This window comes from Roseimicrobium sp. ORNL1, assembly GCF_011044495.1.
Lineage (GTDB): Bacteria > Verrucomicrobiota > Verrucomicrobiia > Verrucomicrobiales > Verrucomicrobiaceae > Roseimicrobium.
On the sequence record NZ_CP049143.1, the window covers coordinates 3,766,688 to 3,792,098 of the forward strand.

Sequence of the window (25,411 nt, forward strand, 5' to 3'; positions counted from 1 at the left end):
CCTCAATCCCCTCCCAGCACCTCCACCACCTCCTGCACAATCTCCTCCGGCGACCCGGAAATATCCACCACGATCGCCTCATCCGTTCCCGGTTCTTCCAGGGCGGCGAACTGCGAATCCAGCAGCTCCGGCTTGAAGAAGTGGCCCTTCCGCTCATTCAGGCGGGAGGCGATCAGTTCCTTCGAGCCCTTAAGATAAACGAACCGCAGTTCCTTATCCGTGTCCTCCCCACGCAGCAAGTCGCGGTACGTCCGCTTCAGCGCGGAACAAGCAACCACGTGCCAGGGAGTCTGGGAGCGTGTCGCCAGAATATGTTCCCGCAGATTCGCGAGCCAGGGCCAACGGTCCTCGTCCGTCAGCGGAATCTTCTGGGACATCTTCGCCTTGTTCGCGGGCGGGTGAAAGTCATCGCCATCATCGAACTTTCCTCCCAGCGCCTTGGCCAACATGGCGCCAATGAGGCTTTTGCCACAACCACTCACACCCATGACAATGAGCGTGCCGGAGGAAGGATTGACAGGTGCGGACATGAATGAACGAACGAACGAAAGATCGGATTGGAAGCGGAGCGAAAAGGAAAACGAACGAGACAGACCGATTTCAATCGGAATCACCCGATACCATCTCCAGGAAGATCTCCTCAAGCCGTTTCCCATTACGCTCGCGCATGTTCTGCAGTTCCTGCATCGTGCCCAGCGAGATGAGCTTGCCCCTGTGCAGGATGCCGATGCGGTCCGCCAGTTCCTCCGCGATATTCAGCAGGTGGGTGGACATGAGAATGGTCATGCCGGCGCGGCTGCGTTCCTTCAGTTCCTGCTTCACCACCCGGGCATGAATGGGATCCAGGCCCACCATTGGCTCGTCGATGACGAAGACCTTCGGATCATGCAACAGGGCGCTGGTGATGGCCAGTCGCTGCCGGGTGCCGTGGCTCAGGTTCTCGATGCGCTGGTGCGCGTAACTGTCGAGATGGAACTTCTTGAAGAGCGCCGCAGCACGCTCCTCCGCCACCGCTTCATCAATCTCGAAGATATCCGCAATGAAACGCATGAACTCCGCCGAGGTCAGCTTCTCGTAAAACACTGCCACATCCGGCACGTACCCGAGCACGGCCTTGGCCTTCAGGGGCTCCGTTTGCACATCGTAGCCGCACAGCTTCACTGAGCCCCGAACTGGGCGCATCAGGCCCGTCAGCAGCTTGATGGCTGTGGTTTTGCCCGCGCCGTTCGGCCCCAGGAAAGCGAAAAACTCCCCTTGGGGGATATTGATGGTCAGACCGTCTAGCGCCCGGAGGGGGCCATAGTCCATGGTCAGGTCGTTGATCTCAATCATGCTCGAATACTTGGGGGGAGAACCTGCGATCTGTCGGCAGCAGAATGCTTACCGCAAGTTCATTCCTCCTCTTCCTTGCCATAATCGGGCGTGAGACCGTAAATAGTCTGTTCCATGAGGCGATACCCATCGGGCAGGTTCACCAGGGCCAGCTCTCCCGCCTCGGTGAAGAACGCCTTGAGCCGCCAGCTCTCCGTGGCTCCGAGTTCCAGGGTGTATCCCTGACGCTTCTGTCCCCCGATGTTCATGGAGCCTTCACGGGTGGTGAGGTGCACGGACTTCTCATCGGGCACGGCGGCCATGCCCGGCACCGCCTGCTTGCCGCTGCCCAGCATCTGGCGCAGCAGGGTCTGCATCATCTGCAACTCTGGGGCCGGCTCGCCCCCTCGCTGTGAGAACGTAATTGTCGGAGCCTTTTCCCCGGAGTTCCACACAAACTCAGCTTTGATATCGGGATCCTGCAGGGTAATGGTCCCCTTCAGGTATTCAAATTCCTCCATCCGGTTCAGTCGTGCATCCAGCCGCCAGACGACCGCCTGCTGCACACTCTTGAGCATGCCCTTTTCCAGCGTGCCGCTGATTTTCAGCATATGCACCGGCGGATCACCCGGCTTGCTGTCGATGCCCCTAACGGGCAGCGCCATGACGGATGCGTGTCCAATTTTCTTCTCGTAGTGGTACACATACATGGCGTTGGTCTTGTTCCCCTGCTCCAGGAACAACTTCATCACGACCCGCGGCGGCACCTCGGCAAACTGCGAACTCTCCGGAAAATACGTATACCGCACCAGCAGCACCGTCATCACCAGCCAGAAAGCCAGGACCAATGCCATGAACAACCGAGTTACCATGCGCGCCATGTTAGCGTACCGGCTCCCGCGGACTCAACCAGGAATCGACGGACCTCAGAAAAATTTACCAAGATTGAACAAATTGTTGTCGTGCAATACTCAAGGCGTCGATTGCGCGTTCATGGTTCTGCGCTAACAACTCCCAGCCCCGCGACGCCCGCACCATGCCAGTCCGGGTCCCGTGATTGATTGATTTCTGCCAGCCTGCAAGAGTCACCGTTAAAAAACACACATCACACCACGCACCATGTCCACCTTTCAGATCATTGGTACCGGCGCCGTTGTCATCATCGGCCTTTTCTTCATTCTCATCCTCGGGAAGTTCTTCAATCTCTGGCTGCGTGCCAAGGTGGCGAATGCACCCGTGGGCATCCCCACTCTCGTGGCCATGTGGCTGCGTGGGGTGCCCAATGCCTTGATCGTGGATACTCGCATCACCGCCGTAAAGTCCGGCAATCCCCTCACCACGGACCAGCTTGAAGCGCACTACCTCGCCGGCGGCAATGTGACGCATGTGGTACTGTCCCTCATTGCAGCGAACAAGGCGGGCATCCAGCTCGACTTCGACCGCGCCTGCGCCATCGACCTCGCCGTGAAGGGCACTTCCAAAACTGTGATCGAAGCCGTGCGCACCAGCATCAATCCCAAGGTCATCGACTGCCCCAGCGCGGAAATGGGCAAAGGCGGCAAGATCGACGCCGTGGCACGCGACGGTATTTCGCTCCGCGTACGCGCCCGTGTGACCGTGCGCACGAATCTGGACCGCTTCATCGGCGGCGCCACGGAAGAAACCGTGATCGCCCGTGTGGGTGAAGGCATCGTGACCTGCATCGGCTCCAGCGCCAGCTACAAGGACGTGCTGGAAAATCCGGACAGCATTTCCAAGGTGGTGCTGCAGAAGGGTGTGGATGTGGGCACCGCGTTTGAGATCATCTCCATCGACATCGCCGACGTGGATGTGGGCGAAAACGTGGGCGCCAAACTCCAGGCCGACCAGGCGGAGACGGACAAGAAGATTGCCCAGGCCAATGCCGAAGTACGCCGTGCCGCAGCCGTGGCCGTCGAACAGGAAATGTCCGCCAAGACCCAGGACATGCGCGCACGCGTGGTGGAAGCCGAGGCGCAGGTGCCCATGGCCATTGCAGAAGCCTTCCGCAATGGCAACCTGGGCATCATGGACTACGCCCGCTATCGCAACATCTCCGCGGACACCGAAATGCGGCAGAGCATTGCCGGCGAATCTCCGGCCCAGCACGAAAAGAAGTAAACGCAGAAGCCCGCGAAGACGAAAGGCAGCGTCCACACCCTGCGGGGACGCTGCCGGCCACTAATCAAAATAGTCAAACAACCGGCGGACCTCCCTCTCCCATGCTTCACCCCCTGGCACTGACACCTCTCCTTGCCGAAGTCGATCTTGGCCAGGTAGTCACCGTCATCGTGTTCCTGGCGGTCATTTTCATCAACTGGCTGATCAATCTCTGGAAGCAAAAGCAGGAGGCGGCAGAACGCGACCGCCATATGCCCACCGAGGACGAGACTGAGATGCGGCGCAAGGCATGGGCGGAACAAACCAAAAAAATCGAGGAACCACCCACGAGACTGCCCCAGCATCCGCCCTCCCCTGCCTCGCCCACCACAGGCGGTTCCCTCAAGGAACTCTTCGAGGAACTGAAGCGTGCCGCCCAGGAAGCACAAGCACCGTCGCCACCGCCGATGCCCGCTCATCCGCATCCGCAGCGCCCACATCAGCCATCACACCGTCCTGTGGCGCCACCTCTGCCCACTGCAGCATCGCGGGCACACCAAGCTCCCCCCCTTTCTCCCGCATCGCGCCCTCAGGCCCCGGCAAGAACTACCGTGGATGGTCCTCTGCAAACGCATGCCGCCTCTGCAGCACTGGCCTCACACGCCTACGATACCAAACTGCCCTCACGGCGGAACTCCCACCCCCTTGCTGCCCTGCTTCACACTTCGGCTGGCTACCAGCAGGCCTTCATCTTGAAGGAGATTTTGGACACCCCCAAGGGCATCCGGAATACGCCTTGGGACAACGATCCGTCCTGAGGCTCTCCTTGGGAACTCCATGAAGTTTGGCTGGTCGGGACCCTTCGTTTCCGATACGCTTGCTCGCATGAAGACTGCCGTGCCCCGCAGCCGTGGCTTCTGCTGGCTGCCTCTCACTGCCGCGCTGCTCCTTGCTTCCGGCCCCGTCAGCATCCTCGCGCAGGTGATACCCGCGACGCCGAAGAAATTCACCAAACGCATCGAAGGCAGTGGCGGCGCCAGCATCGGTCCCGGCCTCGGCCCGGTTGCTCCCAAGCCTCCGCCCATCTTGCGCACCACGATGTATTACACCGTGTCGGATTCTCGGCAGTGGACCAGCAGTGACGGCAAGCCCCTGCTGGCCAAGCTCATCATCTTTGAGGAAGCCGTCATCGAAACACAGGGAAACCAGACCCCTCCGCCCACTCCACCCGCCATGCCAGCCAACCCCACCGTGGTGCGTGATGGCAAGGTCCGCCTCCTGTCCGGCACCAAGCCCTACGAGGTCCCTCTGGACCGCCTGTCCCAGCCGGACCGGGATTTTGTTGAAGGTATCCGTGCCGCCGTCGCTGCCAGGAACTTCCAGGCACCCGCTGCGCCTGCGTCACAGCCACAGCCACAGGGAGAAAAGGAAAAGAAATAGCGGTCAAATCCGGTTCCTTTGCAAACAGACTTGCATCCACCGCGCGACTGGCTTAATCGTTTTCCCCTGCTCCTCAGAGCAGAACAAAATCAGAAGGCCGGCGTGGTGAAATTGGTAGACGCGCTAGACTCAAAATCTTGTGTCCGCGAGGACGTGTCGGTTCGAGTCCGACCGCCGGTACTTTGCTGAAACTCAGAGGTTTCTCGCGCCAATGCGATGGCAGAATTCGCAAAACACAGAAGGACTGCTTTGCAGCTGGTTTGCATTTTCGGACTTCACCTCCCCTGTTCAGGCTGTGGAAAGGCTTACGCCCACCTGGGACCAGTTCCAGCAAATGGTGGCGTACACACGTGAGAACACCATCAATCGACGTTGCGCCGCCAGCGGTGACTTTGTGGAGTTCATGGGCCTGTCCGGGCTGGGCAATGGTGAGGTAGCTGAACTGAAGGTACGCGATGTGGATCTTGCCCGCGGCAAGATTTGGGTCCGCCGCCAGAAAACGGACACGGGTTTCCATATTCCCATCTTCCCCCGCCTGCGCCCGTTGGTGGAACGGTTGGTACGCGCCCAGCGATCCGACCCAAATGCCAAACTGGTGCCTATTTCGGAGGCCAAACACGCCCTCGACTCTGCCTGTAAGGCGCTACAATTCCCTCACTTCACCCAGAGATCCCTCCGGCGCATGTTCATTACGGACGCCTTGGAAAAGGGCATCGACGTGAAGACCATCGCCGAGTGGCAGGGTCATCGGGACGGGGGCAAGCTGATTCTCGAAACGTACAGCCACGTCCGCCGCCCGCACCATGACAGGATGGCGGAGTTACTCGCTTGATTCGCCATCGTAGTTTCCCTGGACGATCCCAGCTCAATCGGGGGCTTCCTAGTGGTCACGTGGATCCACCTGTGGCTCATGATGGATGGGCTAAGGGCTTCCGCTACTCAATGATGACCCGCAGAAACACCTGAACTCTACAATTGGCGACGGAACTTGGCAGTGCTGGACATCGTTTAGTCAGTCCACTAAAGTCTATCCGATGGCTAAACCACCACCCCATTTCGGAGCCTTTGGCGGTGGGTGGAGCGATGTAAAGCTCTCCGTTGTCCGTGATTACTTCACGTGTTTCAACACGGCTCTCAGCAAAACCGGTTTCACGAGGGTGTACATTGACGGCTTTGCTGGTGGCGGGCGTGTTAGGCCAGGGCAAAGAGAGAAACCGAACCCAACTCCCCTCCCTTCGCGCGATTTGTTTTCCGGGCACCTACCGCAGGAGGACGCGAAAGTTTCTTCCTACGAGGATGTTGACGAGCAAGAGGAGACAAAATTTCGGCACGGGTCTCCCCTCATGGCTCTGGAAACTGACCCGGGGTTTCATGAGTTTATATTCATTGATCGCAACTCCAACACACTGGCCCAGCTTGAAGCGCAGGTGGAAGAAACAGGAAAAGTACGAGAAAGACGAGTGCAGTACATATGTGACGACGCCAATTCTGCTCTCTCCAAGATCTCGCAGATGGACTGGACCAAGAGGCGTGCCACAATATTCCTCGATCCATTTGCCCTGCACCTGCGATGGAACACTGTCGAGGATATTGCGAAAACAAAGGCAATGGATATGTGGATGCTGTTTCCGGCAATGGCAGTCAATCGCATGTTGCCGCGTGATGCCGAAGTCCCTGAGGCTTGGGCGCAACGTCTTGACGAGACCTTTGGAGACAGTTCCTGGCGACAGGAGTTCTACGCCACTCCACAGAGAGGCCCCCAATCCGAGTTGTTTCCAGAAACCCTATTCACCACGCGTGAGGCCAAGCTGAACGACCCATTTGGACGTTTGAGCCGCTATGTCACCCGGAGACTGAGGCTGGTGTTTGCGAGTACGGTCGAAGAACCTCTGATTTTGAAGACGGCTTCTGGCTCGCCATTGTTCCTCCTATGCTTTGCTGTTGCAAACGAAAGGGGTGCACCAATCGCCACACGAATCGCCCAGCACATCATTAAGAAACAGCAAAATGGCCAATAGCTCCATCGAATGGACTGAGTTTACGTGGAATCCCACAACAGGCTGCGACAAGATCTCTGCCGGCTGCAAAAACTGCTATGCAGAAGTAATGACGCGTCGCTTGAAGGCGATGGGACTAGCCAAGTATCAGGCGGGATTTGCCGTCCGTTGCCACGAAGATGCGCTCGACATGCCGCGCGCTTGGCGGAAGCCCAGCGTAGTCTTTGTCAATTCCATGAGCGACCTTTTTCACGACGAAGTGCCTTTGCTTTTCATCGAAAAGGTTTTTGAGGTAATGAACCAATGTCCTCAGCACGTATTTCAGGTGCTTACAAAGCGCGCGGAACGTTTGGCCCAAGTGGCCAAAAAACTCAACTGGACCCCCAACATCTGGATGGGGGTGAGTGTAGAGAATGAGGCGGCAACTTGGCGAATTGACTACCTTCGAAAAGTACCCGCGACTGTTCGTTTTCTTTCCTGCGAACCCCTAATAGGCCCCCTGCCAAAGCTTAGGTTGGCCGGTATTCATTGGGTTATTGTAGGCGGTGAAAGCGGCGCTCACTCCCGGCCTATGTCAGCAGACTGGGTTCGCCAGATCCAGCGACAGTGTGAAAAACTCGACGTTGCCTTTTTCTTCAAGCAATGGGGCGGTAGAAACAAGAAGGCTGCGGGTCGGGAGATCAACGGAAGGACATATGACGGCATGCCTGCAAGGAAGGCGGCCTTTCCATGAGATTTCAAGAGAGGTTAGATGCGCACCCACGTCTAAGCTCCACACTGTATTTAGAGCCGCCCGCTCCCATGGTACGGAGGAAGGCCGCCTCATGGAAAAGCAACGTACAGATTAATGTGGCTCTAAGTGTTTGGAAGTGTTGCAGTCACTTTTGCTGCATTTTCAGCTAGGCCCGTCATCTAGCTTTCGAGCTGTGGCAAGTGCAGACCAGTACCGTCAATTGCGATGGCCAGCTTGGGCTCCTTAGAACGAGATTAAGCTTCCTTGGGGCAGACCTGGGATGACGTTATGGGGGAATACTCCGCGAACAACCCTTGTTTGGTGCAATAGCAGCCTGATCCGTGTTACATACAAATGACGATCTGAAGATTCAGTATCGATCCACTGAAACTTCCGTACTCCTCAGCCATACCTCCAAGCCCCAGCCGGTAACCTCCGGGTGGGGCTTCTTTGTATGCAACAACATCAACCCACTCAGACCACTATGTTCAACACCAACCTTCTCAAAGCACTTCGCCAAGGTCTGGAAGTCGTGCTCACGATTTCCACTGTCATCATGACTGCCCTAGACCTGCTGCCCAAACACCCCCGCAAACTTCGCAAACATCACTGAGCCTATGCCCAGGCCAACATACTACAGCCCTGTCATTTCCAGATTCATGGTTTCAGTCCTGTACCATGAAAGCCGAAGGAGGCGTATGCCCATGACGCGCCTAACCGACGTACTCCTGCGCCAAGCGCTCCTCGGATCTCCGGGCTGGCAAACCGCCAGCAGCCTGCAGGCCACGGAAACTTCCCCACAGCATGTCACGTCCAAAACAGGGACGTAGGTTTACATTCACCATCACACACTGCAGCCAGGCCAGCCTCAACAGGGCTGGCCTTCTTCGTATCTGCACCAACAAACACCAAACTCGTACCACTATGGCCATCGTACTTGAAGCCAACTACGCGAAAAAGCTGGGTCTTCCCGGCTACTCTTCCCATCAGTACAGTATCAGCATCCGTACCGAGCTCACCGATTTGAGCCAGGTCGAAGCTGAAAGCGCCCGTCTCTATGCGCTGCTTCAGTCGGCAGTGGACAAAGACATTCAGGAAGTGGGGTTCATTCCCGACAACAACACCTACGGCATGAACGCCAACGGTCAAAATCACCATGGCAATGGCTTCCACGGCCAAGTCAACGGCAACGATCGTCACAACGGCAGCACCAACGGAACCCATCAGGCCAAGGGATTCGGTGACCGATGGAACTGCACAGACGGTCAAAAAGGGTTTATCCAGCGGATCGTCAACGAGAACAAGCTCGACAAAGGTGAGGTCGAACACCTCGCCAATCAGCTTTTCGGCGCTGGCGTGAAGCAGCTCAACAAGATGCAGGCTTCACAACTTATTGAAGACCTCCTCGTGAAAGTCGGCAAGCCCGCACCACGCCAGACGCGCTGGCAGCAACGCCCCACCCAACAAGCAGCATGACTACCCTCGCTGAATCTCCCCTACCCCAAGCCGAGCCCAGCGAGCAGGACATCATCACCGGCTTGCAGCAAACGGTCTCGGCTTCACGGCTGGCGCTGTTCCTGCAATGCCGTTTAAAGTTCTGGTTCCGCTACGTGCTCAAGCTCACAAAGCCCAAGACTCCCTCGCTCCATCTCGGCAACACGGTTCACGCTGTGCTGAAGGGCTGGAACAAAGCCAGATGGCTCCAAAACCCACTTACGCTCAAACAAGCTCATGATGCTTACACAGCAGCATGGGCGGACAATACAGAAGGTTCGGTAAACTGGGATCCTGGCGAGGAAGAAGAGGAAAAAACAACCGGCTGGCGCCTAGTGGACACTTACCTGCGGGAACATCATGTTCCCGCGGAGGTAAAGCCCGATGCCGTGGAAGTCCCTGTCGAAGCAGATCTGCGTCGGCATGGCCTGCCCAAGCTCATCGGCATTCTGGATCTGGTGCAACAACGCAAGATCATCGACTACAAAACCATCGCCTCCACCCCCACTCCGGAGAAGGTCGCTCATAGTACTGAGATCCAGACCAGCAGCTACGCCATCCTTTACCGGCACAACACCGGCAACACCGAGGCTGGTATCCAACTGCACCACCTGGTGAAGCTCAAGAACCCCAGAGTGGTGATCACCTCGCTGCCTCCCATCAGCCAGCAACAGGAAACCCGACTGTATCGGCAGATGGATGCCTACCTGGACGGACTCCAGCAACCGCACTTCGTGCCTTCACCGGGTATGCATTGCTCAAGCTGCGAGTTCTTCAACGAATGCCGGCGAGCATAAACCCACAATCATCCTCAGCCAAATACCCCATCTACCTGAGGCCAGCTCTCTTCACAAAGAGCTGGCCTCATCCTTTGAAAGGAAACCCACATGAAACGAAAATCCGTTCTCACTGACACGGGCTTTATGGACATCATCCGTGCGCCCTTCCCATCCACTCACGACGGAGCGGCCCTGCCTCCGCCGTTCGGCTTTCCCGATGTGGTCACACCCCCGCGGCTTAGCGATGTCGTGGATTTGTTCCACCGCTTACTGGCGGCCATGAAGCGGCTGCTGGCTACCTGGAAGCAATACACAAAGCAGGCACTCCTGGTTCTCGTTTGCGGGGCCTGGCTTCTTGCCAGCTTCACTTGCTTTGTCCTCACCCAACTGAGCGGATGGATCAGTCTGTTGGTGCAAGTTTTTGTCTGGCTCGGGGTCTGCCCCCTCATCGCGTGGCTAACGTTCTGGATCACCAAGGGAGCGATCCTTCTCAGCCACACCGCGCTCCCGAAGGACGTCCAGGATTCCAAATAAGTCAGCCCCTCTACGCCCACTATTCACCATTTCCACCAATCACCTCCATTACTATGGACAAGATCACCCTCTATTTTCGCGAAGGATCCTCTGACAAGGTTTACACCGCCAGCATTGATCCCAGGGATGGCGGTTTCGTCGTCAGCTTCGCCTACGGTCGCCGTGGTACCACACTCACCACTGGAACCAAAACACCTTCGCCTGTCGAGTATCAGGTCGCCAAGGGCATCTACGACAAGCTTGTGAAGGAAAAGACTGCCAAGGGCTACACCCCCGGAGAAGACGGCACCCGCTACCAGCACACAGACAAGGCGCCACAGGCCACTCGCATTCAATGCCAACTCCTTAACACCATCGAGGAGACCCGCATTCAGGAATTGATCACCCACCCCGACTGGTGGCTTCAAGAGAAGTTGGATGGACGGCGCCTCCTCATCCGCCGGGACGGCTCCACCGTCACCGGCATCAATCGCCTCGGCTTGGAGATTGCCCTGCCGCAGTCCCTGGTGGAAAGCGCCCTGGCCTGTACCGCCAACTTCATCATCGATGGCGAAGGGCTCGGCAATACCCTTCACGTATTCGATGTACTGAATCTCCACGGCGAGGATCTGCGTGGCCTCTGCTATGCCGAACGCTTCGTGCGCCTGGGCAAGCTTCTCAAGGCATCCGATGCTCCCCACTTCAGACTGGTGGATACGGCGCTTCATCTCAGCGACAAGCGTGCCTTGTTCGAGCAGCTCCAAAGCGAGCACCGCGAAGGGGTCGTCTTCAAGCACATGATGGCTCACTACACGGCGGGCCGTCCTGCTTCCGGCGGCATGCAGCTCAAGCACAAGTTCTGCGAGACAGCCTCCTTCATCGTGACCAAGCCCAATTCTAAGCGCAGTGTATCCCTCATCCTCTTTGACGAGGACCGGGTGGTTCCCGCAGGCAACGTGACCATTCCGCCCAACCACGAGATCCCGGTTCCGGGCACCGTGGTGGAGTGCCGCTACCTGTACGCCTTCCGCGAGTCCGGCTCCATCTACCAGCCGGTGTACCTCGGTCCGAGGGAGGACATCCGCGCGGAGGAATGCACGACCGCCCAGCTCAAGTACAAGGCCGAGGTTGTACAGCCTGCCGCATAATTCACCATAAACAACCCACACCCGCAAAGCCCCTGTGCGCCCGTCGCTCAGGGGCTTCTTCATGCAATCCCAACCATAACATCTTTATCATCATGAAACCGATCACACTGCCTGCGGCGGAACTCAAACCCGCCCTCACAGGACTCGCCAAAGTCATCAACACTCGCTCCACCCTTCCCGTCCTTAGCAACATCAAGGTGGAACGCACCAGCGACGGCTGGATCGCCCTAACCAGCACCGACCTCGACCGCTGGGTGACTGTACGCCTGGAACATCCCGCCGAAGGTCCACCCTCCACCGTGATGCTTCCCTACGATCAGCTTTCGCAGGTCGTGAAGAGCTGTGGCAAGGGCGAGAACATTGAAGTCACCTCCACCGAGGACACCAGCATCATCCGGTTCCCATTGGGGGACACCCTTGGAGAATCCAAGGTGTCATTCATCTCGCCGGATGAATTCCCGAAAACTCCCAAGCTGAAGAGCGAGTCCATCCCGCTGCCATCCGGCCTGCGTGAGTCACTCCTGGAGGCCATGGAGTGTGCCAGCAATGACCAGACCCGGTATGTACTCAATGGAACGTTCATTGATTCCATGGACCCGAAGGCCAACTACATCGTCGCCACAGACGGCAAGCACTTGTATTCGGCCAACTCATTCACGTTGCCGCTCAAGGACTCCGTCATCATCCCCATTCACAAATTCCTGGCATGGAAGGAATTCAACGGCGACGGCGAATGGCAGATGCGGGTCGGCGACCAGCACCTCCAACTCAGTACCCGCCGTTGGCGTTTCATCACCAAAACCATTGAGGGTAAATACCCTGACTGGCGTACGCCCATCCCGGATCCAAGCACCATCAAGACAAGCATCGCGCTTGATCCGTCGAAGCTGGACACGCTCATCAAGCTGATTCAGCGGATGCCCTGCCATGATGACACCTACCACACCCTCGGCCTGGAGTGGAAGGAGGGACATCTCATGCTCATGGGCAAGGACAAACCCCAGGATGAGTGGCTTCGGGTTCCGGTGCCTGACGTCAAGGGCGAGGGCCCGGACATGACACTCTACCTGAATCGCATCTACCTCATCAAAGGGCTCGGCTTCGGGATGCATGTCATCAGCCTCATTGATCCGCAGTCTCCCATCCGCCTCCACAGCGGCGGCAAGCAGCTAATCGTGATGCCAGTGCGGGACAATGCAGGTCCCCCTCCTGAACCCACGGCACCGCAACCGCCTGTCGACGCGACACCCCCCAACCCCAACTCTCCGCCTACCACGGCGGCACAACCCACCCCACCACCACCCATGCAAACGCCCCCGCGATCCCACGAGCAACATCCTCCTGCTGCTGCAGCCAACGGTTCCACCACTTCCGTCGCTGCCAATACGAACAAGCAGGAAACCAAGTCCGGACTCGAAACTGCCCTTGTGCATCTGGAGAGCATCAAAACCAGCTACCGCGAAGCCTGCATCGGCCTCTCGAAGCTTGGCGATTCCCTCCGTGCCGCGATGCGCGAGCAGAGAGCCAGCGAGAAGGAAATCCAGGGAGTGCGTCAGACACTCCGCTCGCTTCAGGGCGTGCGCATCTAGTCCCATCCACACATCTCCATTCATGGCGCGGGCCGGTTGCATCCTCGTGGTGCACCGGCCCGCCTTGTTTGGGAAACAACCAAAGAAAGGAAACCATCATCATGATTGCCCATCTCGAACCTCCACCCGTCATCATGCCTCCCCGTCGCAGTCCGAATCTCGTGCTTCACTGCGGCGCTCAGGCCGTGGATCTCAAGGAAGTCCGCAAGGTCTCCACGCCCCGCCCCACGGAAACCTGGTGCCCCATCCCACATGACCAGCTCATCTCCACGGTTCAGCGAACCCTTACCTCCACCCGCCTGCGCATCGGCAACGAGGCGCACAGCCTGACACACGATGGGATGAGGTACTTTGGGCTGATGGAAATCCATGCGCAAAAACCCAATGACGACTATTGCTGGGTGCTGGGACTACGAAACAGCCACGACAAGCAGTTCCCCGCGGGCATTGTTGCCGGAGCAAGCTGCTTCGTTTGCGATAATCTGTCCTTCAGTGGGGAAATTAAATTCGCCCGCAAACACACGCGTTTCATCGTCCGAGACCTGCCCCAATTGGTCGAGCGCTCCATCGGATTGCTCATGGCGAAATGGCATGACCAGGATAAGCGCATTGCCGCCTACAAGGAAGCGGAGATCACCGACATCAATGCACACGATTTGGTCATTCGAGCCACGGATGTCGGCGTGTGCAGCAATCGGCAGATTCCTCCGGTGCTTCATGAATGGCGCGAGCCCCGGCATGAGGCGTTTCAAGGGCGGAATGTCTGGAGCCTGTTCAACGCCTTCACCGAGTCTCTGAAGGAGGGCAACCTTGCCGAACTGCCGAAACGCACGGAAGCCTTGCATGGATTGCTCGATACGTACGTCGGACTCTCCGCGTAATCCACTCAGCACACAGAAGGCTCTGGCGGGCTCAAGGACCTGCCGGAGCTTGCTGTGGTTACAATTTGATACCTCTAACTCAGCCATATTGGATGGCATCCCACTATCATGTTCGACTTCATCGGAAACGCCAAGAAGGCACTCGATGCCTTCGCTCAAGCCACACGCATTCGGATTGTGCCGGACCCCCTTTGGCACCCTGGCGGTGATGAAGTGTGTCTTCTGGAGGTCCCCGGATACAGACAGATTGAAAGCTATACCTGTGGATTCGTGGCCGGGGCAATGATTCTCCACACGTTCCATCCTGGGGCTTGCCTCAAAACTTTCTTTGAGCAGTGCACCCCCGGACGTGCCAGTGGACTCGACACCGAACCGCTTATTCGCTGCCTACGCGCAAACCGAATTGGCGTGAGCGTGAAGCGGGAGCTGACTTTCAAACAAATAGCAGCCGCCCTTGACCATGGGTATCCCATCCTCACACTCACCCGCACTCCACGCCCCAATGAGGTGCACTGGGTAGTGCTTTTTGGTTACGGAAAGAATCCCAACAGGGTATTCATGGCTGGAGAAGGCTTGCCAGTCCTCAGCAGCTTAATGGGTCAAAAGGAGGTTCTGTGGTCCGAGTTCTCACGCTCGAAATGGGCGCAGCGTGGCTTCGGACTCGTCTGCTGGGGTAAGTGACTTCCCTGTCTCACTGGCTCCTGCCCCAAGCGAATCCTCCTGACTACTTTCCTTTCCCTGCTTTCGGCTTCTTGGAGGTTAAGTGGGACGCCATGCATTCCGACAGCAATTGTCCCACGTCCAGTTTCAGCGCCAATCCGTACCGAACCAGGTTCAGCAGGGTCGGATTATCTTCTGGATTCTCAATGTAACGCGCGGTAGCACGGTCAAATCCAGCTGCGCTGGCCAGCGCCTTCTTGGAAATCCCGGCAGCCTCCCGCTCCTGAGCAAGTCGTTTGCTCAGTTCGGAGACAATCTGGCTGGCGGGGTCTTCAGGCACTCCGCCCACCATGGTTGACAAAATTACAAGCGGGCATGAGGATAAATCCCCACCCCTGTACTACTGCACAAGCTCATGCCTTCAGATGACCTGCGGCTACCTCAACCCGGCCCTCTGGCCCCTAGGAGAAACAGGCCCCGATCCGAAGTGAAGAAGCCCTGAAAAGAGTCCGCATCATAGTAACAACCAAGACGGGCCAGAGAAGCAGTCCTGCCCCTCCGCCACTGACCTGGCGCTCGCCAAAAAAATTCCAACTCGCAACGCATCAAACACAATCGACATACCAAATGAAAACTGTACTTACAACGCTCATCTTCCTCATCATGCCTATTTGGGGCGGCGCTCAGCAGCTTCCCAACTTCATGGAGCACATTTACAAAGTGACTCCTGTGGTCAAAGCCACTCCAGCGAAGCTTCCGAAGAACGGCAGTATTACGACCAACGAATCGTTCAAGCCACCGGTCGAAATTATCATCGAGGCGAAGACCAATGACAAAAATCTGCGTATCGGGTACGCTGCAGATCAGGTGATTTTCAACTGGGAACAGAATCAGTCCCAATTGAGAGTCGACGGCGGACCCGCGCATAATCAACACAAGCCTGGAGTGGGGTTGATCCCGAAGGACCAGTTCGTCACCATTCGCTGGGTGGTTCTGCATGACAGGCAGCAGATCTACGTGAACGGAACCCTCCGGTATGAACATCAAGGTGACTACTCTAAGGTCAATCGACCGGTAAATGTATTCAGTGCACAAGGAAGCTATGTCACCGTGAAGTCTATTCGCGTACGTCAGTTGCCACCGACACCCTCGCCAGCCAACGCTGTCAAAAATGGTAGCGCTTCTTAGGATTACCATGAAGTGTAGAGACCCTGGCCTAAACGGCAGGGTCTTTTCTTAGCTGTGTCTCACCTCCATGAGACTGTCACATATTGTGGGTAGCTGGCACAGTGAAGGCTATGCGATCCAGTGGCCGGGATACGTAGATCTCGCCCCGGCGCTCCCTTCCGATTTGACATGTCGCCCTGATCGATTCTCAGGTGAAGAACAGACACCTAGCCCCGCTTCGGAATAGATCCAATGTGCACTGTGCCATGCTCCGACACTTAGAAGGGCAGCGCGACTGGCGTTCGAGGGCGATCTAGCAGAGTGGTCGTCACTTCACAAACAAGGTTTCAGTACCGAGCAACTCAAGCCCATTTCGCGCCAACCATCATGTCTCGCCCCAGGGGCACTCTGTTTCACTACCGTTAGCAATGTATTAAATTGCAGCCGCGTACACAAAACCCACCGAATCACCAACCGTGTCTGATTTGCTATTGAGATTCCTCCAACCTTGACCTCAGTGTGAGAAGCACGCGCTTAAAAGCTGCAAGATCGCGGAGTGAAAGGCCTTCCGTCACACTGTTGACCCAAGGTGCCTGCAAGACCATCGCGGCGTCGTAAACGCGTTGCCCCTTTTCAGTCAAAACAACAAGCTGCGCACGACGATGGTGCGGATTCGCCTCAAAGATGACGAACCCCTGCTCGTGGAGGTCGTTGACAATCCGCTGCACGTTCTGGCGATTGGCACCCATGTTGCGCGCCAGCCAGGCGACGGGCTGGGAAAGTCCGGCGCGCGCAATAGCTCCAAGAATCTGCCAGCGTGCGCTTGTCAGGCCGAGGTTGGTCACGAGGCGGTCGCCCGCATTGAGAAGGAGATTATTGAGGCGAAAAATGTCCAGGGTGAGGGCGGTGAGCACCTCGCCTGCGGGTGTTCGTTTGGGGGCACAACTCATATCGAAAGGGAGTTTCTTATTGACATCACGATGTCATATTGCTTCAATTGAACCATTCCACGCAATTCCTCACGCGCCAAATGGAACCGCGCGCTGCTCGATCCATTTATCCTTGAGGCCGACGCAGCAGCAGAATGCACCCCGCTCGTTTATGAAACACATGCCCGCCCTCATCCTTGCGGCCCTGTCGTTGCTCGCCTCACCAAGACTTGCTGAGGCGCAGGGATCGCCGCGTGCCGCCCTTCAGAAGCCGTCGGCAGCTTTGCTTAAAGGGGAAAGCGTCTTTTATGCATCGCACAGCCTGATGTGGTACGTTCCGGAGCCGCTAAGAGAACTGGCGGCGGCCGCAGGCATACAAGGCCACGAATTGGTGGGGCTGCAAAAGATCGGGGCCTCCAGAACTCTACAGCACTGGGAGTTACCGGAAGGGGAGAATCAAGCCAAACACGCGCTGGAAGCAGGCAAAGTGGGTGCCTTTGTCATGTCGCCCATCCAGTTTCCCGACGAGGGCGTGGAGAATTTTGTGAAGCTTGGCCTGAAGCAGAATCCCGACGTGCGGTTCATCGTCCAACTATCCTGGGGCGGTGGTGACACTGACAACCAGGATTTCCCCAAAGGCTCAAGGAACAACGGCCACCGCGAGAAGAACCCTGTGCAACTTAAGAAACTCTACGAACGCAACATCAGCGCAGGTGAGCGACAGGCAGACGAGATCAATCGAAAGTATGGTCATGGCAAACGCATCATGACGCTCGTACCAACCGCTCAAGCGCTGGTCACTCTACGGACTAAAATCTATCAGAAACAGATGCCAGGACTCAACTCCCAAAGCGAGCTCTTCGTCGATGCAGCCCACCCGTCCCCGCCGTTGGAAGCGCTTAATGCGTACCTCCATTTTGCGGTACTCTATGGACGCTCTCCTGTAGGACTCCCGATGGTGAGTGTGTTGAAGAAAGCCAACCGGGCGGATTGGGATGAGAAGCTCAATCGTATGCTTCAGGAGATCGCCTGGCAGACGGCGGTGAATTACCCCTACACCGGCCTTAGCCCGGTAGGCAGGAAGTAGAACGCTGACGCGGTCTGAAGGTCGGGGAAAGTCGTTGCCGAGACGGAAAGGATCCGTGACGCGCAGTCTCGGCAATCACAGCAACAATTGTGAGATTCAATTGGCTACAACCAGACTGCTCGTCGTGGAATTGTTCGGAGAAACCCGCTGAAGCTCCTGCGGCGAGGGAACCCAACGGCGGTGTGCCGATCGGAGACAGCTGCCCAAAGAGCGCATACAATCATCGGCTCAAATGATTGTGATGTGGAGGGATGCTGCCTCGCCTGCGCCCGTCGAAAGATACCCATGCTTTGCGGGGCCTTTTTGAGGCCCCGCGCACCCCACCGTTGTTTAGTAACCGCCGTATACCTCGCGGTCGTCATAGAAGACCTCGAACTGTTCGGCGGTGTTGGGATGCGGATCCTTCTGTTCGGATTCACCTGCTACACGCACGGTCTGTCGAGCTTCAGAGTTGGGTTCGCCAACGAACCGCTGCGGCAAGCTATTGGGGTAGTTTGCTGTGTTCATAGCCTGTAAAGAACGCTCCATAAAACCGGCTTCTTAGAATCCGAAAGCGGGGAATTCTTGCCGGGAAATCATGACACAGAGCCTTGGGAAAAATTTGCAAAACTGAGACATTTTTGCACTTCAAACGCTCAAAAGGCGCGGCGTTAGAGTCCTTATTATGAGCACCTTACACCACAAGCAATCTGGTACAGATTTTGTTGTGCGGGAAAATGGCATTCCTACTGGAGTCCAGCTGACTAGTCGTAATGCGCGGACGGCTGTCAGCTTCCCCCCCGCGCGCCTACTCTACCTAACTCAACGTCCAAGCTATGAATGCTGTTATGCGATGGAATCCAATTCGCGAGATTGAAAGTCTTCAGAATCGAGTCTTCAACGCACTGGCACCCAGTATCTCCAACGGAACATCCGAAAGCGAAGGCCAGCCCTGGGCTCCCCTCGTCGACATCGTGGAGGACGCCTCGGAATACATCATCACTACGGAACTTCCCCAGATCCCCAAAGAGGATGTGAAGATCACCCTGGAAAACGGGCGGCTTACGGTCAGCGGAGAACGCAAACCGAACGAGGACAAGAAAGGCCGTAAAATCTACCGGCTCGAAAGGCCTTACGGAACGTTCTTCCGGACCTTCGCCCTCCCCAATGATGCCGAGCACACCAAGGTGAACGCTGTCTTTAGAGATGGTGTGCTGCAAATCACTGTGCCAAAGCATGAGAAGGCTCTTCCTCGCCAGATCGAAGTGAAGGTTGACTGAAGCACATGCCGAGCGCCGCTTCCGGCTCGCTACGCGATGGAAGCGGCGACACGCACACGGAGACAAGAATCCCATCGGGCAGTTAACATGTCCTACATCCGCCGACTCGTGCCTCCACCGATATTGGGCCCCCTAGTGCTGACGCTCATCATTCTTCTTTGCCCTGTCCTCGTCGCCTTGGTCGTACTGACCTCCTTGTTGGGTGACACTCCGAAAATCGGTCGGACAAAACACGCACCTCGAGGCGCGGCCTCACCAGTGGGGCCACGGGAAACTCGATACGAGACGCTTCAACCGAACCATCCCATCCGAATCTAACCGCACAAAGAAAGGAACCACGTCATGAAACACAATCGCACAACGGGCAACACTTCGCTCGCCCCCCATGCTCGTCGCAGCAACTGGAGCAGCAATCCCTGGATCATTCCGGCGATGCTGCCAGTTGACCTGGATTGGAGCGGAAGCGGCAATCATACCGCAACGGGTCCAGAAAACCTCGGAGCCGACATCCATGAGGATGCCGATCACTACTACGTCGGTATGGAGGTGCCCGGCATCAAAAGGCAGGATCTCGCCATTGAACTCAAAGACCGCATGTTGACGGTCTCTGGCCAGCGCTTCTGGAAACGAGGCGAAGGAGAAGCCGGGCAACCATTCAGCCGGACCGTCGCCCTCCCCACAAGCATTGTCTGGGAGAAGATCACAGCGCGTCTCGAAGACGGCATGCTCACCATCACGCTCCCGAAAGCCGAGCATATCAAGCCCCGCATCATCCCACTGACCTAATCTGAAACCATGACCACCCCTTAAACCCTTGATTGAAGAGAGGAGATAAAAACTATGAACTCAAAAACTTCATCCATATACCGCAGCCGCGTTGCGACCAAAGCTCTGGCCTTGGTTCTTGCCTCCGCCCTTGCAACGGTATCAGCATTCGGTGCTGAAAGCGCAAAAGAAGCATCCGGCGGCATTACCGAACATCTGAAAAAATGGCAGGAGAAGATGTCGGAAACCTTCCGGGATGCCATCAAAGGCCTGGTCAAAACAGATACCCAAAACAAACCGGCAGGTTCCGTGTCTGCGGATTTCCGGGAACAGAACAACAGCTACATGCTCCGCCTGGACCTGCCGCACCGAACCCTCGACAAAGTCGAGGTCAACCTGACAGGAGAAACGCTCCGCGTCACGGCCCCGGAAGAGGCAGGGACGCAGCGCTACGAGCAAACAATCACCCTCAAAGATGTACCGGCCAATGCAACTCCTGTGGTAGAACGGAAACAAGAGCAGGGCATGCTTGTGGTGACTATCCCCAAGACCCCAGTCAAAGGGGAATTGCCTGCCGCATCATCCAAGGGATTGCTAACACCTCCCTTGTACTTGGCGCGTGATACGGAGATCATGCAGCGGATGGAGCAGATGCGCCGAGATATGGACCGCGCTTTCGAGGATTCCTTCAACGCCTTCAAGTTTATCCCCACCTACAAGGACATCTTCGACGAGTACCGCTTCGGATCCACCTACAATGTGGAAGACAAGGGCGAAAGTTACGAGGTTCGCATCTTCCTTCCCGATCGAGCTATGGAGAACGTAATCGCCACGGTTGAAGGACAGACGCTACAAATCGAGGCGAGGAGCGAGAGCAGCTCTGCCGGCCTAAAGTCCAATGATCGAGAAGTTCACAGGGCTGCGTACACCCAGCGCATTTCGCTGCCCGGGCCGGTAGACCGCGCGAAAATGAAGGTGGAGAAGAAAGAGCGAATGATGGTGGTGATGCTGCCCAAGGCAACCACCCTTTAAGACTGGACTGTGCGTCATGAGCGGGTGCTGCCTTCCGTGGGTGAAGGGCAGCACCCTCATTCCAGAAATCGCCAAATCGAGGCGAACTCATCCATACATCTCCCATGATCTGTAATCATTGGGCTCACTAAAACTCCGATTTTATGACTTGCGGTTCGAATCATCTTTCGCCTGTTGGCTTATCTCCTACGGAATTGGCAAACCTTGCAGCCCATTTGGTTGCTTCCAACATTCTTGCACCTCCTCCGCATCTCGTCGCGGGAGACCGCCGTGAATGTGAGTTTAAAAGGATCATCGATGAAACCTTGGCATTCACTACCCTGTGCGCAGACGCGCTGCACTCGAGAAGCGAGCGCGTCTGCCAAACATCAGAGAGGCAGGCGATCGCCGCCAGCGCCGAGAAAATCAAGACCAAGGCTTATGAGGCATCCCATAATATGCCAAATCCAACAAAATCTGCCCTCGCCGGCATCGGTGAAGACCGCAGTTGGGAGAGCCTTTCGAATGACGCCAAGTCTGCAGCGCGGAAAAGACTGGCTCGGGCGCCCATCGGGGAATTCTTACAGGAAGCCAATGTCAGTCAGATGTTGCCTACCGAAAAAGAGCTTGGAAGCATCGGCGAGAAGCGCTCATGGGCCTCGATTCCGCAGGACGAACGATCCAACTCGATCTTTCGCATCCTCACGAACCACATGGTGGAGCTTGGAAGCGACCAGATTCCCGCTCTGAGCGATGCCACAATTACCGAGTACGGTACAGAAGGGGTGCCGGTGGAAATCGCAGAAACCATTCTCTGGCATCTCAAAGTGTCCAACGACGACCGGCAAAGTGTCCTAAACCTTGACGCCGCGCAGATGAGAACCTCCGGGGAAGCGGCCTCCATACTTAGTGACGGACAACCCTGAGTGCCGCACGCGAGGTCCAAATTTGAGGATGTCGCATACGGCCCTCTCAAGCATGGCGTGGATGTTGTTTTGTCTGCCGTTTGTTCATCTCAAGGGAGGAACTTCGGATTCCAGTGCCGTGGCGACTTCATAGAAGGAGCACACTGGGACGGGCTTTGCAGTGTGATCACTGAGAGTTCCCCAGCAGGAGCCGCCACTCGGGGAACGGACGCTGCGACAGTCACGGTAAATGCAGTCAGAGATGGTCAGGAATTTTATGTTCACCTATTTTCGCCAACGTAAACCGGTTGTTGTTTTAGCAGTTGTCGTGGGCCTTCTAAGTGCGTGCACATCGCCGTCCAGGCAGCATTTGGGTGATCGAGCCTTCATCCAATACTGGACGCCTCCCGTGGGAGCGGAGGGCAAAATGCGGGTGGCCGTCAAGGACATCATCGATCTGCGAGGCGAAGTGACCACCGTGGGCTCGGAGTACTTTACAAAATGGGGGCAACCGGCGAAGCAGGACGCCGATTGCCTGAACTACCTGCGGCAGGAGCATGTTTGTCTTGTGGGCAAAACCAACCTCAACGAACTGGCCCTCGGGACCTCCGGAGTGAATGAATACTTTGGCACTCCCAAAAACAGTTTGGACCAAGGAATTGGCCTGATGCCCGGAGGATCTTCTAGCGGCTGCGCAGTCGCGGTGGCCGACGACCGGGCAGACATTGCAATCGGGACCGACACGGCTGGATCGATTCGAACGCCCGCGGCCTGTTGCGGGGTATGTGGACTTAAAACAACTTTCGGCCTCGTTTCGCTGAAGGGGGTGTATCCGCTTTCGCCGAAGCATCTCGACACCGTTGGGCCCATGGCCAAGGACATTCCACGCTTGGTCGAAGGCATGGAGCTACTGAAACCCGGATTTTCCAGGGAGTATGAGAAGGCGGTCGCGGCGACGCCGGAGAGTCCTCGCATTGTGATCGGCCGCTTACGTATACCTGGTACTGATCCCACCATCGACCGGGCCGTGGATGACGCGCTTAAGGCCGCGGACTTCGCAGTGGTGCCTTTGAGCCCCGGCTTGACGGCGGCTTGGCTTGAGGCCGAAAAACACGGACGAATCCTCGCCGTGACAGATGGATATGCGTCCAACAAACACCTCCTGGCAAAGAAAGGCATTACTCCTACAACGAAGGCTGCCATTCTACTGGGTAGGCTGGAGCGTGGAAGTAAGATTTATCAAGAGGCGTTGAAACGCCGCCCAGCTTGGCAGGCAATGCTCGATAGGACTTTTCAAACAGTTGACTTCATCGCACTTCCGACATTGAAGCATCAACCTTACAAGATACCGTGGATCGGCCGCCACGCACTTTTTGAGGCCAAGGCATTGGCGCTCCAGAACACGACCGCGGTCAACTACGCCGGCAATCCCGCGCTCGCCATTCCCGTTCCCCTCAAGGGAGAGCGGATGCCCGTAACGAGCTTGCAGTTGATCGGTCCACTGCGGAGCGAAGCTTCTCTTTTGAACGCGGGACGAATCGTTGTTGAAAGCGCAGCAGCCTCGATAACCGCCAGGTCAAGGTGACGGACTGACAAGACAAGCAACACAGGAGACAATTTATTGGCTCGCTTGAGAACCCCCTGGCCAGTTTGTGAATCACAGAGCAAGTGCGGCAGTTATCTAGCGCCGTCCACGGAGGCGCAAGGTATGAAGTGCGCACACCTGCCACGGGATTCTAATGGAGTTCACAAAGATGTCCGTGGCGTTTGCTCGGAGACAGACCGTTTTAACCCCTGGGTGCATGGGTTTTTTAGCAGAGTGAGGTCGCAAGCATGAGTACCTTTCTCCTTCGCCGGCAAGGAAAGCGTCAGTATTCCGTGATGGCTCCAGTGTGGGCGTTGAGCACCAGCGTGCGGAAATTCGCGGGCAATCTCCCTGGCGCGCGTTCAAGGTCGACCGCCAGCGCGAGAGTAACACACCATTTAGGAGCGGTAGTGACTTTGGGAAGCGTGGTGCCTCCTCCGGGCTTGAAGGCGAAGAGCGGCGGCGTGGCATCCTCGTCGTCCACATCATCGGGGCTCGCGAGTGGGGTAACGTGCAGCAGGGTGGAGTAGATATCATTCGCCATCATCACCGTGGACGGATCGAGTCGGTGTGCCTCACCCAGAGGGCGCCACTTGCCGGTGGTGCGGTCGGGCGCCAGCAGCTGCCAGGCGCGGTATTGTTCCGCTGCGTCGAGGTCGGATTCATCTTGGAGTTTGAGAAAGCGGATGCCGATCAGCCGGTTTTCCCTCGCGGCCAGTTGCGCGGCATAGGCGAGTTCATTGGTGAAGCGCATGGTGGAGGAAGTGAGCTGCTGCGCAGCAACGACATGACCGACGGAAACTGACGCGAGCACGAGCAGGATTCCCATGATCGAGACCACGAGCAGCAGCTCGATCAGAGTAAAGGCGCGGGTCGCTCGGCGGGCGTGTCCGTCCGGGCATGGGGATGCAGGTCTAGTCTTCAAGGCTGGAGGAGAGCTTGGCCGCCGGTATCTGGACGGCAGTGGAAAAGACGCGGAAGTTGAGCTTGCGCTGGCCCAGCTCGGCTTCGAGCCGCTGGAGGTCCTGCTCATAGGCTGCAGACTTCTGAAAGAGCGTGTTATTTACCAACCCAGTGAGTTCCTGGGCGAGCGCGTCCGCCTTCGCGGCGTCGAATGCGCTCCACTGGCGTTCATCCAAGGCGATGAGGGTGAGCCGCAATACCGGAGGAAGCTGGTGACGGGAGCGCGTGGCTTCGGTGGAAGTCTCCGGCCACTGGTAGCGTCGGGTGTCGTAGAGGTAGTTGGGCGCGGCATCGGTGCTCGCTCCGGTATTTCCGGTGGTGGCTGGCCATACGGGCTGGATGAGTACGGCCAGGACATTTTCCGCTACCGGCTGGGAGTCCTCTTCGAGCGAGTCACGAAACCACCGGTACAAGGCGTCCCTGCCGGTCTGCGCTTCCACCCACGGCACGGGCATGCTGCCACCCTTGGAATCGGCGACCACGCCATAAAGCATCAGCCTTTCCGTCGGCTGGCGGAACTCCATGAGACGGAAACGCTTCTTCTCCGGGTGGGCGATGTCGGGCCCTAGAAAGTCGGGGCGGCGTGGCAGGTCGCTCTCATATTGCGCATACCAGCCCCAGCCGTTCAAAAGGTTCTCCAGCGACGAGGCGGATGCAGTGGCGCTGGTGTCGAGGGTTTCCCCGAGCGGCGCCTGAAAAAAGACGGCATGTCCCGCAGTGTGCTGAGCATCGGGAAGGAGGGCGGCTGCGGGCCCGCTTACGTAATGCAGCTCAGACTGGCGCTGGTAGAGAGTGGGGTTTCCATTGCTGTCCAGCTTGTACCCCCAGTAGGAATTCAGTGTCACCTGCGAAAGACGCCGGGCAATGGCCTCAAATGCCGCGCGCGACTCGCGGAACTCGCCGACACGTGCCCTGGCCCGGCCCCAGGTGCGCTGGGTGTCAGACAGCACCTGCGCGAGGAAGAGCATGAGCACGGACAGCACCGTCATGGAAACCAGCAGTTCCACCAGGGTGAAGCCGCGCGCTGCCGCCACTCGCCTCAATGATCCGGGGTTCTCATTCATAACAGAGTTCGTT

Annotated in this window: 27 protein-coding genes and 1 tRNA gene; 21 read left to right on the top strand and 7 right to left on the bottom strand. The window is 57.1% G+C overall.

Annotated elements, in window-relative coordinates; all coding sequences use genetic code 11:
• Positions 1–2: 2 nt before the first annotated feature.
• The 3 genes from G5S37_RS15310 to G5S37_RS15320 all read right to left on the bottom strand — a co-directional run bounded on the left by G5S37_RS15310 (position 3) and on the right by G5S37_RS15320 (position 2,165).
• Positions 3–530, bottom strand: a complete 528-nt coding sequence (locus G5S37_RS15310; protein WP_206026468.1) for a gluconokinase — start codon at positions 528–530, stop codon at positions 3–5.
• Between the two features lie 70 nt (positions 531–600).
• Entirely contained in the window at positions 601–1,332 is a 732-nt protein-coding gene (locus tag G5S37_RS15315) for an ABC transporter ATP-binding protein (RefSeq protein ID WP_165205343.1), read from the bottom strand.
• A 59-nt stretch (positions 1,333–1,391) separates the two neighbouring features.
• Positions 1,392–2,165, bottom strand: coding sequence for a hypothetical protein (locus G5S37_RS15320; protein ID WP_165205344.1), 774 nt, complete (start codon positions 2,163–2,165; stop codon positions 1,392–1,394).
• Positions 2,166–2,430: 265 nt separating this feature from the next.
• On the opposite strand from G5S37_RS15320, the gene floA reads away from it, so the two are divergent.
• The 14 genes from floA (at position 2,431) to G5S37_RS15390 (ending at position 14,684) form a co-directional block, all read left to right on the top strand.
• Positions 2,431–3,450: a flotillin-like protein FloA gene (floA, locus tag G5S37_RS15325; protein WP_165205345.1), complete on the top strand. Its 1,020-nt coding sequence runs from the start codon at positions 2,431–2,433 to the stop codon at positions 3,448–3,450.
• 101 nt (positions 3,451–3,551) lie between these two features.
• On the top strand, positions 3,552–4,247 hold the full coding sequence (locus G5S37_RS15330) for a hypothetical protein (protein WP_165205346.1): 696 nt from the start codon (positions 3,552–3,554) through the stop codon (positions 4,245–4,247).
• Positions 4,248–4,266: 19 nt separating this feature from the next.
• Complete coding sequence (locus G5S37_RS15335) at positions 4,267–4,869, top strand: hypothetical protein (RefSeq protein WP_165205347.1); 603 nt, start codon at positions 4,267–4,269, stop codon at positions 4,867–4,869.
• Positions 4,870–4,965: 96 nt separating this feature from the next.
• A tRNA-Leu gene (locus tag G5S37_RS15340) sits at positions 4,966–5,049 on the top strand.
• A 115-nt stretch (positions 5,050–5,164) separates the two neighbouring features.
• A complete protein-coding gene (locus G5S37_RS15345; protein WP_206026469.1) occupies positions 5,165–5,701 on the top strand; it encodes a tyrosine-type recombinase/integrase in 537 nt (178 codons plus the stop codon).
• A 202-nt stretch (positions 5,702–5,903) separates the two neighbouring features.
• The gene (tcmP, locus tag G5S37_RS15350) at positions 5,904–6,887 is read left to right on the top strand and encodes a three-Cys-motif partner protein TcmP (protein WP_165205349.1); all 984 of its coding nucleotides are present in this window, start codon (positions 5,904–5,906) and stop codon (positions 6,885–6,887) included.
• Complete coding sequence (locus G5S37_RS15355) at positions 6,877–7,599, top strand: phage Gp37/Gp68 family protein (RefSeq protein ID WP_165205350.1); 723 nt, start codon at positions 6,877–6,879, stop codon at positions 7,597–7,599. Before tcmP ends, G5S37_RS15355 begins: the two co-directional genes overlap by 11 nt.
• Before the next feature lie 924 nt (positions 7,600–8,523).
• A complete protein-coding gene (locus tag G5S37_RS15360; protein WP_165205351.1) occupies positions 8,524–9,075 on the top strand; it encodes a hypothetical protein in 552 nt (183 codons plus the stop codon).
• Positions 9,072–9,890, top strand: a complete 819-nt coding sequence (locus tag G5S37_RS15365) for a PD-(D/E)XK nuclease family protein (protein ID WP_165205352.1) — start codon at positions 9,072–9,074, stop codon at positions 9,888–9,890. The genes G5S37_RS15360 and G5S37_RS15365 overlap by 4 nt, the downstream gene beginning before the upstream one ends.
• 90 nt (positions 9,891–9,980) lie before the next feature.
• On the top strand, positions 9,981–10,406 hold the full coding sequence (locus tag G5S37_RS15370; protein ID WP_165205353.1) for a hypothetical protein: 426 nt from the start codon (positions 9,981–9,983) through the stop codon (positions 10,404–10,406).
• Between the two features lie 53 nt (positions 10,407–10,459).
• Positions 10,460–11,533 (top strand): WGR domain-containing protein, encoded by a 1,074-nt coding sequence (locus tag G5S37_RS15375; RefSeq protein ID WP_165205354.1) that lies wholly within the window; start codon positions 10,460–10,462, stop codon positions 11,531–11,533.
• A gap of 92 nt (positions 11,534–11,625) precedes the next feature.
• Positions 11,626–13,122, top strand: a complete 1,497-nt coding sequence (locus G5S37_RS32705; RefSeq protein WP_165205355.1) for a DNA polymerase III subunit beta — start codon at positions 11,626–11,628, stop codon at positions 13,120–13,122.
• Between the two features lie 101 nt (positions 13,123–13,223).
• A complete protein-coding gene (locus G5S37_RS15385; RefSeq protein ID WP_240914881.1) occupies positions 13,224–14,003 on the top strand; it encodes a DUF932 domain-containing protein in 780 nt (259 codons plus the stop codon).
• A gap of 108 nt (positions 14,004–14,111) precedes the next feature.
• Positions 14,112–14,684 (top strand): C39 family peptidase, encoded by a 573-nt coding sequence (locus tag G5S37_RS15390; protein ID WP_165205356.1) that lies wholly within the window; start codon positions 14,112–14,114, stop codon positions 14,682–14,684.
• Positions 14,685–14,727: 43 nt separating this feature from the next.
• Here the strand turns inward: G5S37_RS15390 and G5S37_RS15395 are convergent, their stop codons facing one another.
• Positions 14,728–15,003 (bottom strand): helix-turn-helix transcriptional regulator, encoded by a 276-nt coding sequence (locus G5S37_RS15395; protein WP_165205357.1) that lies wholly within the window; start codon positions 15,001–15,003, stop codon positions 14,728–14,730.
• A 287-nt stretch (positions 15,004–15,290) separates the two neighbouring features.
• Between G5S37_RS15395 and G5S37_RS15400 the strand changes: the two genes are divergently transcribed.
• Positions 15,291–15,851: a hypothetical protein gene (locus tag G5S37_RS15400; RefSeq protein WP_165205358.1), complete on the top strand. Its 561-nt coding sequence runs from the start codon at positions 15,291–15,293 to the stop codon at positions 15,849–15,851.
• A gap of 467 nt (positions 15,852–16,318) precedes the next feature.
• Here the strand turns inward: G5S37_RS15400 and G5S37_RS15405 are convergent, their stop codons facing one another.
• Positions 16,319–16,780 carry a MarR family winged helix-turn-helix transcriptional regulator gene (locus G5S37_RS15405; RefSeq protein WP_165205359.1) on the bottom strand — a complete coding sequence of 154 codons (462 nt, stop codon included), beginning with the start codon at positions 16,778–16,780 and terminating at the stop codon, positions 16,319–16,321.
• A 160-nt stretch (positions 16,781–16,940) separates the two neighbouring features.
• Here G5S37_RS15405 and G5S37_RS15410 point away from each other — a divergent pair, with 160 nt between their 5' ends.
• The 6 genes from G5S37_RS15410 to G5S37_RS15435 all read left to right on the top strand — a co-directional run bounded on the left by G5S37_RS15410 (position 16,941) and on the right by G5S37_RS15435 (position 23,371).
• The gene (locus G5S37_RS15410; protein ID WP_165205360.1) at positions 16,941–17,846 is read left to right on the top strand and encodes a hypothetical protein; all 906 of its coding nucleotides are present in this window, start codon (positions 16,941–16,943) and stop codon (positions 17,844–17,846) included.
• 827 nt (positions 17,847–18,673) lie between these two features.
• Positions 18,674–19,105: an Hsp20/alpha crystallin family protein gene (locus G5S37_RS15415; protein WP_165205361.1), complete on the top strand. Its 432-nt coding sequence runs from the start codon at positions 18,674–18,676 to the stop codon at positions 19,103–19,105.
• A 342-nt stretch (positions 19,106–19,447) separates the two neighbouring features.
• Positions 19,448–19,891 carry an Hsp20/alpha crystallin family protein gene (locus tag G5S37_RS15420; protein WP_165205362.1) on the top strand — a complete coding sequence of 148 codons (444 nt, stop codon included), beginning with the start codon at positions 19,448–19,450 and terminating at the stop codon, positions 19,889–19,891.
• 54 nt (positions 19,892–19,945) lie between these two features.
• Complete coding sequence (locus tag G5S37_RS15425; RefSeq protein ID WP_165205363.1) at positions 19,946–20,902, top strand: hypothetical protein; 957 nt, start codon at positions 19,946–19,948, stop codon at positions 20,900–20,902.
• 194 nt (positions 20,903–21,096) lie between these two features.
• Positions 21,097–21,807: a hypothetical protein gene (locus G5S37_RS15430; protein WP_165205364.1), complete on the top strand. Its 711-nt coding sequence runs from the start codon at positions 21,097–21,099 to the stop codon at positions 21,805–21,807.
• Between the two features lie 256 nt (positions 21,808–22,063).
• Entirely contained in the window at positions 22,064–23,371 is a 1,308-nt protein-coding gene (locus G5S37_RS15435; protein WP_165205365.1) for an amidase, read from the top strand.
• A gap of 283 nt (positions 23,372–23,654) precedes the next feature.
• Here the strand turns inward: G5S37_RS15435 and vccD are convergent, their stop codons facing one another.
• Both vccD and vccC read right to left on the bottom strand, forming a co-directional pair.
• On the bottom strand, positions 23,655–24,404 hold the full coding sequence (gene vccD / locus G5S37_RS15440) for a Verru_Chthon cassette protein D (RefSeq protein ID WP_165205366.1): 750 nt from the start codon (positions 24,402–24,404) through the stop codon (positions 23,655–23,657).
• On the bottom strand, positions 24,286–25,398 hold the full coding sequence (gene vccC / locus G5S37_RS15445; protein WP_165205367.1) for a Verru_Chthon cassette protein C: 1,113 nt from the start codon (positions 25,396–25,398) through the stop codon (positions 24,286–24,288). Before vccC ends, vccD begins: the two co-directional genes overlap by 119 nt.
• Positions 25,399–25,411 lie beyond the last annotated feature (13 nt).